This window comes from Pseudomonas capeferrum, from assembly GCF_013523055.1.
GTDB lineage: Bacteria > Pseudomonadota > Gammaproteobacteria > Pseudomonadales > Pseudomonadaceae > Aquipseudomonas > Aquipseudomonas capeferrum_A.
Genome location: NZ_JAAMQM010000007.1, coordinates 1 through 13,160, shown reverse-complemented (window position 1 = coordinate 13,160; position 13,160 = coordinate 1). Strand labels below are relative to the sequence as shown.

The 13,160-nt window shown below is 62.9% G+C and carries 11 protein-coding genes; 5 read left to right on the top strand and 6 right to left on the bottom strand.

Annotated elements, in window-relative coordinates:
• Positions 1–199: 199 nt before the first annotated feature.
• The 5 genes from G7009_RS09485 to rloA all read right to left on the bottom strand — a co-directional run bounded on the left by G7009_RS09485 (position 200) and on the right by rloA (position 5,706).
• Positions 200–934 (bottom strand): phosphoadenylyl-sulfate reductase, encoded by a 735-nt coding sequence (locus G7009_RS09485; RefSeq protein ID WP_181129743.1) that lies wholly within the window; start codon positions 932–934, stop codon positions 200–202.
• A 246-nt stretch (positions 935–1,180) separates the two neighbouring features.
• The gene (gene pabB, locus G7009_RS09480) at positions 1,181–2,524 is read right to left on the bottom strand and encodes an aminodeoxychorismate synthase component I (RefSeq protein ID WP_181129742.1); all 1,344 of its coding nucleotides are present in this window, start codon (positions 2,522–2,524) and stop codon (positions 1,181–1,183) included.
• 127 nt (positions 2,525–2,651) lie between these two features.
• Positions 2,652–3,632, bottom strand: coding sequence for an alpha-L-glutamate ligase-like protein (locus G7009_RS09475; protein WP_181129741.1), 981 nt, complete (start codon positions 3,630–3,632; stop codon positions 2,652–2,654).
• Positions 3,632–5,164 (bottom strand): osmotic stress tolerance membrane protein RloB, encoded by a 1,533-nt coding sequence (gene rloB, locus G7009_RS09470; protein WP_181129740.1) that lies wholly within the window; start codon positions 5,162–5,164, stop codon positions 3,632–3,634. Before rloB ends, G7009_RS09475 begins: the two co-directional genes overlap by 1 nt.
• A gap of 5 nt (positions 5,165–5,169) precedes the next feature.
• The gene (rloA, locus tag G7009_RS09465; protein ID WP_181129739.1) at positions 5,170–5,706 is read right to left on the bottom strand and encodes a retropepsin-like aspartic peptidase RloA; all 537 of its coding nucleotides are present in this window, start codon (positions 5,704–5,706) and stop codon (positions 5,170–5,172) included.
• Positions 5,707–5,997: 291 nt separating this feature from the next.
• Here rloA and G7009_RS09460 point away from each other — a divergent pair, with 291 nt between their 5' ends.
• From G7009_RS09460 to prpF, 5 genes are all read left to right on the top strand, one after another.
• On the top strand, positions 5,998–6,714 hold the full coding sequence (locus G7009_RS09460) for a GntR family transcriptional regulator (protein WP_181129738.1): 717 nt from the start codon (positions 5,998–6,000) through the stop codon (positions 6,712–6,714).
• Entirely contained in the window at positions 6,711–7,601 is an 891-nt protein-coding gene (prpB, locus tag G7009_RS09455; RefSeq protein ID WP_181129737.1) for a methylisocitrate lyase, read from the top strand. The genes G7009_RS09460 and prpB overlap by 4 nt, the downstream gene beginning before the upstream one ends.
• Before the next feature lie 60 nt (positions 7,602–7,661).
• On the top strand, positions 7,662–8,789 hold the full coding sequence (prpC, locus tag G7009_RS09450) for a bifunctional 2-methylcitrate synthase/citrate synthase (RefSeq protein WP_181129736.1): 1,128 nt from the start codon (positions 7,662–7,664) through the stop codon (positions 8,787–8,789).
• A 124-nt stretch (positions 8,790–8,913) separates the two neighbouring features.
• Complete coding sequence (acnD, locus tag G7009_RS09445; RefSeq protein ID WP_181129735.1) at positions 8,914–11,499, top strand: Fe/S-dependent 2-methylisocitrate dehydratase AcnD; 2,586 nt, start codon at positions 8,914–8,916, stop codon at positions 11,497–11,499.
• A gap of 48 nt (positions 11,500–11,547) precedes the next feature.
• Positions 11,548–12,738 (top strand): 2-methylaconitate cis-trans isomerase PrpF, encoded by a 1,191-nt coding sequence (gene prpF, locus G7009_RS09440; RefSeq protein ID WP_181129734.1) that lies wholly within the window; start codon positions 11,548–11,550, stop codon positions 12,736–12,738.
• Positions 12,739–12,858: 120 nt separating this feature from the next.
• On the opposite strand, the gene G7009_RS09435 is transcribed toward prpF, so the two are convergent.
• On the bottom strand, positions 12,859–13,160 hold a 302-nt coding region (locus G7009_RS09435), incomplete at its 5' end, for an aconitase family protein (RefSeq protein WP_258197901.1).

The following is a 13,160-nucleotide window of genomic DNA, read 5'->3' as shown; positions in this document are numbered from 1 at the left end:
GGCCTATCGCGGGACAAGCCCGCTCGCCACTGGAGCACCGCGCACCGGTGGCGAGCGGGCTTGTCCCGCGATAGGCCAGCAGCGGCACTGAAGAGTTCGGAAGCCAAACAAGAACGCCAGCCAACGAAATTTGATGACTTTCCCTTAACTGACCAGCATTAGGCACGAGGCCGGTTTTTTCATTCCTGGATCGCTCGATTCAAGCCTTGGTGATCAGGTTGCCGGCATGCAGCCCGCATTCCTTCTGGGTCGACTCTTCCCACCACCAGCGGCCTTCACGTTCGTGCTGGCCCGGCAGCACCGGGCGGGTGCAGGGTTCGCAACCGATGCTGATGAAGCCACGTTCGTGCAGGCTGTTGTAGGGCAGCTCGAGCATGCGGATATAGCCCCAGACTTCGGCGCTGGTCATCTGCGCCAAGGGGTTGAACTTGTAGAGAGTGCGCTCGGGCGTGGAAAATGCCGAATCGATTTCCACCGCCGCCACCTGGCTACGGGTACCCGGACTCTGGTCGCGGCGCTGGCCGGTAGCCCAGGCGCTGACCGTGGTCAGCTTGCGCCGCAGCGGCTCGATCTTGCGGATGCCGCAGCATTCGCCGTGACCCTCCCGGTAGAAGCTGAACAGACCCTTCTCGTTGACCATGGCTTCAAGCTTGGTACGGTCCGGGCTGAGGATCTCGATCGGCAGGTTGTACTGCTCTCGAACCTGATCGATGAACCGGTAGGTTTCCGGATGAAGGCGACCGGTGTCCAGGCTGAACACCTTGACCTGCTTGTTCAGCTTCCAGGCCATGTCTACCAGCACTATATCCTCGGCGCCGCTGAAGGAGATCCAGAGATCGTCGCCGAAGTGTTCGAAGGCGAGCTTGAGGATGTCCTGCGGGGACTTGCTGGCGTAAGTCGCTGCCAGGGCGGCGACGTCGAAGGGTTGGCTCATCAGGCGGTTTCCATGCAGTGGTGCGGCGCTGCGCGCTCTCAGTACCGCGATGGTAACAAAAAATGGCGAGCCAGACTCGACCTCACGCCTTGTCAGGCGAGGCCTTTGGCCTCCATCGCGGGCGGTCCGGCGTCCCGGCAAGCCCGCTCACCACCGAAACCTGCTGTCTCCAGGGCGCCAGCGTGGATCGAGGCATCAGAGTGGATCAGGAACACCTGGCATCAGGCCAAGCGCGCCAGAGCTTTTTCAGAGTGCCTCCAAGGTCTCCATCAGAACTCGGACCTTGGCGATGGATTCCTCGTATTCCGATTCCCACGCCGAGTCGGCCACTACGGCGCCGCCGCCCCAGCAGGTGATCTGACCGCCCTTGACCAGCAGGCTGCGAATGGCGATGGAGCTGTCCATCTCGCCGCGCACGTCGAGGTACAGCAGCGACCCGCAGTAAAGGGCGCGGCGCGCGGGTTCGAGTTCGTCGATGATCTGCATGGCGCGGATCTTCGGGGCGCCGGTAATGGAGCCGCCGGGGAAGCTGCCCGCGATCAGATCCAGGGCATCCTTGTCCGCTGCCAGCCGGCCGGTGACGCTGCTGACCAGATGATGGACATTGGGGTAGCTCTCCAGGCTGAACAGCTCGGGCACTTTTACCGTACCGATTTCGCAGGTGCGACCCAGGTCATTGCGTAGCAGGTCGACGATCATCAGGTTTTCCGCACGGTCCTTGCGGCTCTCGCGCAGCTCGGCGGCATTGCGCGCATCTTCCGTAGGGTCCGCCGAGCGAGGTCGCGTGCCCTTGATCGGGCGGGTCTCGACCAGGCCTTCGCTGACCCGCATGAAACGCTCGGGCGAAAAGCTCAGCAAGGCGCTGCCGTCCGCCAACTGCTGGTAGCCTGAAAAAGGCGTAGGGCACGCCTTTCGCAACGCCTTGTAAGCCTGCCAGGGATCGCCCTGGCAGGGGGCGCGAAAGCGTTGGGTCAGGTTGATCTGATAGCAGTCCCCGGCATGAATATAGTGCTGCACCTTGTCGAACGCTTGCCGATAATGCGCCGCGCTGCTATCGCCGCGCATGGGTGACAGAAGCCGAAAGTGGCTCTCGTCCAGACCTGGGACCGCTTCGAAAACCGCGATCAGGCGCGCGCGTTCGTCCGCTTCCAGGCTGGGGTGGAACACCAGTTGCGAAGTCTGCAGAAAGTGGTCGCTCACCAGTGCCCAGTCATACAGGCCCAACTGCGCGTCGGGCAGTTCCAGGTCGTCCACGGCAAGCGCCGGCAACTGCTCGAGGCGCCGCCCGAAATCGTAGCTCAGATACCCCATCAGCCCGCCCGCGAAAGGTAGCGTCACGCCTTCGGGTAGATCCGCCCGCCCCAGTTCCGACAATGCTTCGCGCAGGCGTCGCAGGTAGCCCGCGCCGGTTTCCTGCGGCTCTGCTTGCAGGTGCCGGCGCGGCCAGGCGCTGATCAGGTCGAAACGGCCACGCTCGGCACCGGGGCGGGCGCTGTCGAGCAGTATCGCGCCAGGAGCGCTGCGCAGGCGGGCGAAATGGAATGCAGGATCTTGCTGGTAGGGCAGGGGATGAAGCGTACAGGTCGGCATGCGAATGAATGGCGATGGGGACGAGGACGCGATTGTAGTCGCCTGCGGGGGCAGCGCCTAGCGCCGTCGCGACATTCGGCTTTCGCATCGCGCCGACCTGCAAAGGCCGACGCGAGCGAGACCGGCGTCAGCGTGGGTGGATATGACCGAACAGGCCTTGAGCGACACGAACGCGCTGCTCGACGTCTTCGACCACACCATCCTTGGCCAGGGCCTCCAGGTGTGCCTCGATCGCGTGGGTGCGCTGGGTCAGGCCGCAATCGTTGGCGATCTGGATGTTCAGGCCGGGGCGCGCGTTGAGCTCGAGGATCAGCGGGCCCTTGTCCTGATCCAGGACCATGTCCACGCCAATGTAGCCAAGGCCGCACAGCTCGTAACAGCCCGCGGCAAGCTTCATGAAGCCGTCCCAGTTCGGCAGCTGTACGCCATCCACCGCATTGGTCGTGTCCGGATGCTTGCTGATGATGTTGTTCAGCCAGGTTCCCCGCAGCGTGACACCGGTAGCCAGGTCCACACCTACACCGATGGCACCCTGGTGAAGATTGGCCTTGCCGCCCGACTGGCGGGTCGGCAGGCGCAGCATGGCCATGACCGGATAGCCCATCAGCACGATGATGCGGATGTCCGGCACGCCTTCATAGCTTATGCTCTTGAAGATCTGGTCCGGGGTCACCCGATACTCGATGAGCGCGCGATCGCGATGCCCACCCAGCGAATAGAGGCCTGTCAGGATGCTGGAGACCTGATGCTCGATCTCCTCATGGCTGATGATCTTCCCGGAGACCGTGCGATAACGGCCCTCGAAGCGGTCGGCGATGACCAGGATGCCGTCACCGCCAGCGCCCTGCGCCGGCTTGATGACGAAATCCGTGCGCCCGCCGATGATCTCGTCGAGCTTGTCGATCTGCTTCTCGGTCTCGATGATCCCGTACATCTCCGGTACATGAATACCGGCCTTGAGCGCGCGCTCCTTGGTGATGATCTTGTCGTCGACGATCGGGTACAGATGGCGTTTGTTGTACTTGAGGACATAGTCCGCATTACGCCGGTTGATACCCATGATGCCCCGCGCTTCCAGGGCTTTCCAGGTCTTGATCAGTCCAAACATCAGGCGTCAGCCTTCAAGAAAGCCTTGAAGCGAACGAGCTCGGTCAGGCGGTAGCCGCGATAGCGACCCATCGCCAGCATGAAGCCCACCAGGATCAGCAGTACGGCCGGGAAGGTGAAGACGAAATACACCAGCTCCGGCACCATCATCAGCAGGTGCGCCAGGGATGCGGCGAACAGCGTGCCGATGGCCACCTTCATGGCATGGCCGCCGCCACGCTCTTCCCAGGTAATGGACAGGCGTTCGATGGTCATGGTCAGAATCACCATCGGGAACAGCGCGACGGAAAGCCCGCGTTCCAGGCCCAGCTTGTGGCTGAACAGGCTGATGGCGGCGATCAGCACCACGACGAAGGTCAGCACCACCGACAGGCGCGGCAGCATCTGCAGTTTCAGGTGCTCGAGGTAGGAGCGCAGCGACAGGCCCAGGGCCGTGATCACCGTGAACAGCATGATGCCGAAGCCCAATTGGGTTTCGCGGAAGGCCAGGGCGATCAGTACCGGGGTAAAGGTCCCCAGGGTCTGCACGCCGATCAGGTTGCGCAGGATCAGGATCACCAGCACGCCGATCGGGATCATCACCATGATCATGAAAGTCTGCTGGGTCTGCAGCGGCAGGCCGTAGAGGGAGTACTCGAGGAAGTCGGCGTCGGTGTTCTCGTCAGTCAGCTTGGCCAGGCGGATGGCGTTCATCTCGCTGTTGTTCAGGCTGAAGCTGACATTGGCGCGCTTGCCACCGTCGACGGTGACCAGGTTGTCGTCGCCGGTCCACCACAGCAGGCGGTCGCTGGGCAGGCCCTGTTCACCGGTATCCGGATTGAAATACAGCCAGTCGGTGCCGTTGAAGCTGCGCAACCACAGTTCCGGGGTTTGCGGCGTGTCCGCGACCAGGCGGATGGTGTGCACCTTCTCCATCGGCACATGGGCGATGGACAGCAGCAGGTCGATCACCTTGGCCTTGTTCAGGGCTGAGGTGTCACCGGCCAGGAGCAGCTTGACGTTGTCGTCGTTGAGGTTGCTGACCCGCTTGATGGTTTCGCCGACGAAGGTTTCGACGTCGGCCGAATGCTGGCGGATCGGCGCCATCAGGGCTTCGGCGGCGACCTTCTCGGGGCCTTCCACCGCCATGCTGTCACGGAAGGTCGGGCCCTTGATCGTGGCCTTTTCCGTGCTGTAGCGCTTGGTCAGGACCAGTCGGTAATAGAGCGTCTGGTTGCCGCTGGCGCGGCGCGCCGACCAGGTCACCTTGCGGTTGCCGTCTGCCCGGTTGACGCTCACCCCGTAATTGTTGGAGATGAAGCTTTCGTTGAGGCTGACATAGTCGCGGTTCAGGGGCGGTACGAACATCTGCACCTTGACCGGGTCCTTGGAGCTGGCGACGAACTCGACCTTGGCGTCGATGTTCCACAGGTCATCGGTCTCGTCTTCGGTCACCGGGATGCCGAGCACGAAGATCTGATAGGTCGTGACCGACACGCCCAGCAACACCAGGACGGTGATCAGGATTTTCAGGTGGAGGGTAAGAGAGCGCATCGGGATTACTCTGCGGTGTGAGCGACAGTGGCGCAGGCGGGTTTGCCGGCCGCGTATTTAAGGCTTGGGTCGACCAGCGCGTCGAAGTGCTTGAGCGCCTCGGAACCGATCAGCAGCGGGAACTGGAACGCGCTGCGATCGGTGAGGTTGACTTCGATGGTGCGTGGGGCGCGACCCATGCAGATATTCAGTTCGATTACCGGGCGAGCCGTGTAGGCCTGGCCTTCGTCTGGATCGTAATCACCGGCGCGCCGCTTGATCTTGCTGACGCGTGCCAGGGGGCGTTCTATCGGATGCGAATGGGCGGCGTCAATGGCCAGGTAGAACCGTACCCAGCTTTCGCCATTGCGCTTGAAGCGCTTGATGTCGCGAGCGCTGAGGGAAGCCGTCTTGGCGCCCGTGTCGAGCTTGGCCGCAACCTCGAGGTCGAGGTCCAATAGGCGAGCGTACTCGTTGAGGCCATAGACGGTCTTGTCGGCAGCCTGGCCGAGGGTCGGCAGCAATGCGAGGCAGAACAGCAATAGAAAGGGTGTGAGTCTCATAATCCTGGCGCGGTACTGTGCGGTGTGCGGGCAAGGCGATTGGCAGGTCCTGCGCAAGCTTCCTCGTTCATCTGTCAACACCTCAAGCGCTGACGAATCCACTGTCCATACTCTGTAGGAGGCGCGGCATTCTATCACGCTGAAGTATTGACGCCAGCGCGCCGCGATGAGACAGCGTGGAGGAGCGTGAAGTTCGGCATTAGACAATTGTCGACAATGTCTATTTTTTCTTTGACCGGAATGGCATTATTGGCTAGTTTCTTGTCATTGAATCGGTAAGGTGTCGACAATATGCTGGACTCAACTCCCACGCTCAGTCCTCCCCAGGAAGAAACGGAAACCCTCTCCGAGCATGTGTTCCGGCGTATCCAGTCGGCCATCGTCAAGGGCGAGATCGCGCCGGGCAGCAAGATCTCCGAGCCTGAGCTGGCGCGTACCTACGGCATCAGTCGTGGGCCGCTGCGTGAGGCGATTCACCGCCTGGAAGGGCAGCGCCTGTTGGTGCGAGTGCCGCATGTCGGCGCTCGCGTGGTATCGCTGAACCACGCCGAACTGATCGAGCTCTACGAAATCCGCGAATCCCTGGAAGGCATGGCCTGCCGTCTCGCCGCCGAACGCATGAGTCATGCCGAGCTCGACGACCTGCGCCGCGTGCTCGAGACCCATGAGCGCGATGAGGCGTTCCAGGCCGGGGTTGGCTATTACCAGCAGGAAGGCGACTACGACTTCCACTACCGGATCATTCAAGGCAGCGGCAACCAGACCTTGGTGAAGATGCTCTGCGGAGAGCTTTACCAGCTGGTGCGCATGTACCGCATCCAATTCTCCGCCACGCCCAATCGTCCCCGTCAGGCGTTCGCCGAGCATCACCGCATCCTCGATGCCATCTCCGACCGCGACGGCGAACTGGCAGAGCTCCTGATGCGTCGTCATATCGGCGCTTCCAAACGCAACATCGAGCGCCACTACCTGGACGCCCACAACAACATCCCACGAGGTGAGTCATGAGTCTGAAGAGCACGCCCGGCCAACGTTTCCGCGATGCGGTCGCCGCCGAACATCCACTGCAGGTCGTCGGGACCATCAATGCCAACCATGCCTTGCTGGCCAAGCGGGCCGGTTTTAAGGCCATCTACCTTTCCGGTGGCGGGGTAGCGGCAGGTTCCCTCGGGTTGCCTGACCTGGGCATCAGCGGTCTGGACGACGTGCTGACCGACGTCCGCCGCATTACCGACGTCTGCGACCTGCCGCTGTTGGTGGATGTCGATACCGGCTTCGGCGCTTCGGCCTTCAACGTTGCCCGCACGGTCCGTTCGATGTGCAAGTTCGGCGCCGCGGCCATCCATATCGAGGACCAGGTTGGCGCCAAGCGTTGCGGACATCGCCCGAACAAGGAGATCGTCTCCCTGCAGGAAATGGTCGACCGCATCAAGGCTGCCGTGGATGCGCGCACCGACGACAGCTTCGTGATCATGGCGCGCACCGACGCGCTGGCGGTCGAGGGCCTGAACGCTGCGCTGGACCGCGCCGAAGCCTGCGTCGAGGCCGGGGCCGACATGATCTTCCCCGAGGCCATTACCGAGCTGGCCATGTACAAGACCTTCGCCGACCGAGTAAGGGCGCCGATCCTGGCCAATATCACCGAGTTCGGCGCCACGCCGTTGTATACCACCGAAGAGCTGGCCTCTGTCGATGTATCGCTGGTGCTCTATCCGCTGTCGGCTTTCCGCGCGATGAACAAGGCGGCGGAAAACGTCTTCACCGCACTGCGTCGCGACGGTACGCAGAAAAACGTCATCGATACCATGCAGACTCGCATGGAGCTCTACGACGCGATCAATTATCACGCCTTCGAACAAAGCCTGGACGCCTTGTTCCAGCAGAAGAAGGACTGAGATCCCACACCGTTACACACAGCCGTTTCCATAACAATTTCAACAAGTGGAGAAGAATAAATGGCCGAAGCAAAAGTACTCAGCGGTGCCGGGCTGCGGGGCCAGGTGGCCGGGCAGACGGCGCTGTCGACCGTGGGCCAGGCCGGTGCCGGGCTGACTTACCGAGGCTATGACGTACGCGAATTGGCAGCCCATGCCGAGTTCGAGGAAGTCGCCTACCTGCTGCTGTATGGCGAGCTGCCGACCCAGGCCGAGCTGGCCGAATACAAGGCGCGGCTCAAGGCCTTGCGCGACCTGCCCCAGGCGCTCAAGGAAGTGTTGGAGCGTATTCCGGCTACCGCCCACCCGATGGATGTGATGCGTACGGGTTGCTCGGTGCTCGGTACGCTGGAGCCTGAACTCAACTTCGAACTGCAGCACGACAAGACCGACCGGTTGCTGGCGCTTTTCCCGGCGATCATGTGCTACTGGTATCGCTTCAGCCAGCACGATGTGCGCATCGACTGCACCAGTGACGAAGATACTCTGGGCGGGCACTTCCTCCATCTGCTGCATGGCAAGCAACCGAGCGACCTGCATGTCAAGGTGATGAACGTTTCGCTGATCCTCTACGCCGAACACGAATTCAATGCCTCGACCTTCACGGCTCGGGTCTGCGCCTCGACCTTGTCGGATCTCTACTCCTGCATCACCGCGGCCATCGGCTCGCTGCGCGGCCCGCTGCATGGCGGCGCGAACGAAGCCGCGATGGAAATGATCGAGCGTTTCAAGACCCCGCAGGAGGCCGTCGATGGCACCCTCGGCATGCTCGAGCGCAAGGACAAGATCATGGGCTTCGGTCATGCCATCTACAAAGAGTCCGATCCGCGCAACGAGGTCATCAAGGGCTGGTCGAAACAGTTGGCCGACGAAGCGGGGGATACCGTGCTGTACCCGGTTTCCGAAGCGATCGACAAGACCATGTGGGAGCAGAAGAAGCTGTTCCCCAATGCCGACTTCTACCATGCGTCCGCCTATCACTTCATGGGCATCCCGACCCCGCTGTTCACGCCGATCTTCGTCTGCTCGCGGCTTACCGGCTGGGCCGCCCATGTATTCGAGCAACGCGCCAATAACCGAATCATCCGACCCAGCGCCGAGTACACCGGCGTAGAGCAGCGCAAGTTCGTGCCAATCGAACGACGCTGATTCCATCCGCAGGGGACGTCCCGGCAAGCCCGCGAGGGCTGCCGTGATGCCACCGCGAGCCGAGCTGTCGCACAGCCGGCCGTCGGCCCCTGCGGGGACCCTCCCGTGATCGAGTCCATGTGCAATGAATACTGAATTCCGCAAGCATCTTCCAGGCACCGACCTGGATTACTTCGACGCCCGCGCGGCCGTCGAGGCCATCGAGCCCGGCGCCTACGCCCGTCTGCCCTATACCTCGCGCGTGTTGGCCGAGAACCTCGTCCGCCGCTGCGATCCGGCGACGCTGCAAGCGTCCCTGGGACAGCTGATCGAACGCAAGCGCGACCTGGACTTCCCTTGGTATCCAGCCCGCGTGGTCTGCCATGACATTCTCGGCCAGACCGCCCTGGTGGACCTGGCCGGACTGCGCGATGCCATCGCCGACATGGGAGGCGATCCGGCCCAGGTCAATCCCGTGGTGCCGGTGCAGCTGATCGTCGACCATTCGCTGGCTGTCGAATGCGGCGGTGCCGATCCGCAGGCCTTTGCCCGCAATCGCGCCATCGAGGACCGTCGCAACGAAGATCGCTTCCATTTCATCAACTGGACCAAGAAGGCGTTCAAGAACGTCGACGTGATCCAGCCAGGCAACGGCATCATGCACCAGATCAATCTGGAGAAGATGTCCCCCGTGGTCCATGCCGATCAGGGCGTCGCCTATCCCGACACCTGCGTCGGTACCGACAGCCATACCCCACACGTAGATGCACTGGGCGTGATCGCCATCGGTGTGGGAGGCCTCGAGGCGGAGAACGTCATGCTCGGCCGCGCTTCGTGGATGCGCCTGCCGGAAATCGTCGGCGTCGAGCTGACCGGCAAGCTTCAGCCCGGTATTACCGCGACCGACCTGGTGCTGGCCATGACCGAGTTCCTGCGCAAGCAGAAGGTGGTCGGTGCCTACCTGGAGTTTCACGGGGAGGGCGCCAGTGCATTGACCCTGGGTGACCGCGCGACCATCTCCAACATGGCGCCTGAATACGGCGCGACCGCCGCCATGTTCGCGATCGACCAGCAGACCCTTGACTACCTCAAGCTGACCGGCCGGGAAGAGCAGCAAGTACGCCTGGTCGAGACCTATGCCAAGGTGGCCGGCCTGTGGGCGGATACCTTGACGCGGGCAGAGTATGAGCGAGTTCTGCGTTTCGACCTGTCCAGTGTCGTGCGCAACATGGCTGGGCCCTCCAATCCGCATGCGCGGGTGGCGACCTCCGAGCTGGCGGCCCGTGGCATTGCCGGGGCCTGGGAAGAGGTGCCAGGCCAGATGCCGGACGGCGCCGTGATCATTGCCGCCATCACCAGTTGCACCAACACCAGCAACCCGCGCAACGTGATTGCCGCCGCGCTCCTGGCGCGCAACGCCAACCGCCTGGGGCTGACCCGCAAACCCTGGGTCAAGTCCTCGCTGGCGCCCGGTTCCAAGGCCGTGGCGCTGTACCTGGACGAGGCCGGTCTGACCAAGGATCTCGAGCAACTGGGCTTCGGCATCGTCGGGTTCGCCTGCACGACCTGCAATGGCATGTCCGGGGCGTTGGATCCGGCGATCCAGCAGGAGATCATCGACCGCGATCTGTATGCCACCGCCGTGCTGTCGGGCAATCGCAACTTCGATGGGCGTATCCACCCTTACGCCAAGCAGGCGTTTCTTGCCTCGCCGCCCCTGGTGGTCGCCTATGCCATTGCCGGCACCATTCGCTTCGATATCGAGCGCGATGTACTGGGCAAGGTCGACGGCAGGGAAATTCGCCTCATGGACATCTGGCCGAGCGACGAGGAGATCGATGCCGTGGTCAAGGCGGCGGTCAAGCCCGAACAGTTTCGCCAGGTCTACATCCCCATGTTCGCCATCGAGGAAGACCGCGGCCCTGCGGTTGCCCCGCTGTATGACTGGCGCCCGATGAGTACCTACATCCGCCGACCGCCCTATTGGGAAGGCGCCCTGGCTGGCGAGCGGACCTTGCGCGGCATGCGCCCGCTGGCCGTGCTGCCGGACAACATCACCACCGATCACCTGTCACCGTCCAACGCCATCCTGGCCAGCAGCGCAGCCGGTGAATACCTGGCGAAGATGGGTTTGCCGGAAGAAGACTTCAACTCCTACGCCACTCACCGCGGCGACCACCTGACCGCCCAGCGCGCAACCTTCGCCAACCCCAAGTTGTTCAACGAGATGGTCGTGGAGAACGGCCAGGTCCGGCAGGGATCGCTGACGCGCCTGGAGCCGGAAGGCCAAGTGGTGCGGATGTGGGAGGCCATCGAAACCTACATGCAGCGCAAGCAGCCGTTGATCATCATCGCCGGTGCCGACTACGGACAAGGCTCGTCACGCGACTGGGCGGCCAAAGGGGTGCGCCTGGCCGGCGTCGAAGCGATCGCCGCCGAGGGCTTCGAGCGTATCCACCGCACCAACCTGGTGGGCATGGGCGTGCTGCCGCTGGAATTCCAGCCCGGGACCGACCGCAAGAGCTTGGGTATCGATGGTAGCGAGACCTTCGATGTGCTGGGCGCGCGTACGCCCCGGGCCACACTCACCCTGGTGATCACCCGCAAGGATGGCCAGCGTCTGGAGGTGCCGGTGACCTGCCGACTGGATACGGCCGAGGAAGTGTCGATCTACGAAGCGGGAGGCGTGTTGCAGCGCTTTGCCCAGGATTTTCTCGAGGCCAGCGCCTGAACGGCGCCGGATTCCATGATCGAGTCAGATACAGAGGACAAGACAGCCATGGCAGCGTTACCCCAGATCAAGATACCCGCCACCTACATGCGTGGAGGCACCAGCAAGGGAGTGTTCTTCCGTCTCCAGGACCTGCCCGAGCGCGCCCAGGTGCCTGGGCTGGCACGCGATGCTCTGCTGCTGCGGGTGATCGGTAGCCCCGACCCTTATGGCAAACAGATCGACGGCATGGGGGGCGCGACATCCAGTACCAGCAAGGCGGTCATTCTGTCGGCCAGTACTCGACCCGACCACGACGTCGACTATCTCTTCGGCCAGGTTGCCATCGACGCGGCGTTCGTCGACTGGAGCGGCAACTGCGGCAACCTTTCGGCAGCGGTCGGTGCCTTCGCGATCAATGCCGGGTTGGTCGACTCCCAGCGCATTCCACGCGAGGGTCTTGCCACGGTACGCATCTGGCAGGCCAATATCGGCAAGACCATCATCGCCCATGTACCGATCAGCGACGGACAAGTGCAGGAGACCGGTGATTTCGAGCTGGATGGCGTGACCTTTCCCGCGGCCGAGGTGCGTCTCGAGTTTCTCGACCCGGCGGCCGACGAAGAAGGCGGGGGTGGGGCCATGTTTCCCACGGGTAATCTGGTCGACGACCTCGAGGTGCCTGGCGTAGGTGTGCTCAAGGCGACGCTGATCAATGCCGGTATCCCGACCATCTTCATCAATGCGGTCGATATCGGGTACAGCGGGACCGAACTGCAGGAGGCGATCAATGGCGATGTCGCTGCCCTGGCGCGTCTGGAGCTCATCCGCGCCTACGGTGCCGTGCGCATGGGCCTGATCGATCACGTCGACGATGCCTCGAAGCGACAGCACACGCCCAAGGTGGCCTTCGTTGCGCCACCGCGTGCCTATGCGTCTTCCAGCGGCAAGGCCGTGACGGCCGGCGATGTCGACCTGCTGGTGCGCGCGGTGTCCATGGGCAAGCTGCACCACGCCATGATGGGCACGGCGGCAGTGGCCATCGGCACGGCCGCCGCCATCCCCGGTACGCTGGTCAACCTGGCGGCGGGTGGTGGCGAGCTCGAGGCCGTTCGCTTCGGTCATCCCTCGGGGACCCTGCGTGTCGGCGCGCAGGCTCGGCAGATCGACGGCGAATGGGCCGTGACTCAGGCGAGCATGAGTCGCAGTGCCCGGATATTGATGGAGGGGTGGGTGCGCGTCCCTGGGGATGCATTCTGAAACCTTCGCATAGCCTGCGACCACAAATCGGCACTTCTGCAACAATCGGTTAGCTCAAAAAAAACCCCGGCATTTGCGCCGGGGTTTTTTTTGTCGCCTGTAGCCTGAGGCCGAAGCCCGTTACGCTTGAACGACCGGGATGTTGGCGTTCACCGCAGCGTCGCGGAACTCGGCGATCTGGTCGAAGCTGAGGTAGCGGTAGACGTCGGCAGCCATGCTGTCGATGTCTTTCGCGTACACCATGTACTCCTCGATGGTCGGCAGCTTGCCGAGAATCGAGGCGACTGCGGCCAGTTCCGCGGACGCCAGGTAGACGTTGGTCGCGTCACCCAGGCGGTTCGGGAAGTTACGGGTCGAAGTGGAGACCACGGTGGAGCCTGTCTGCACACGTGCCTGGTTACCCATGCACAGCGAGCAGCCCG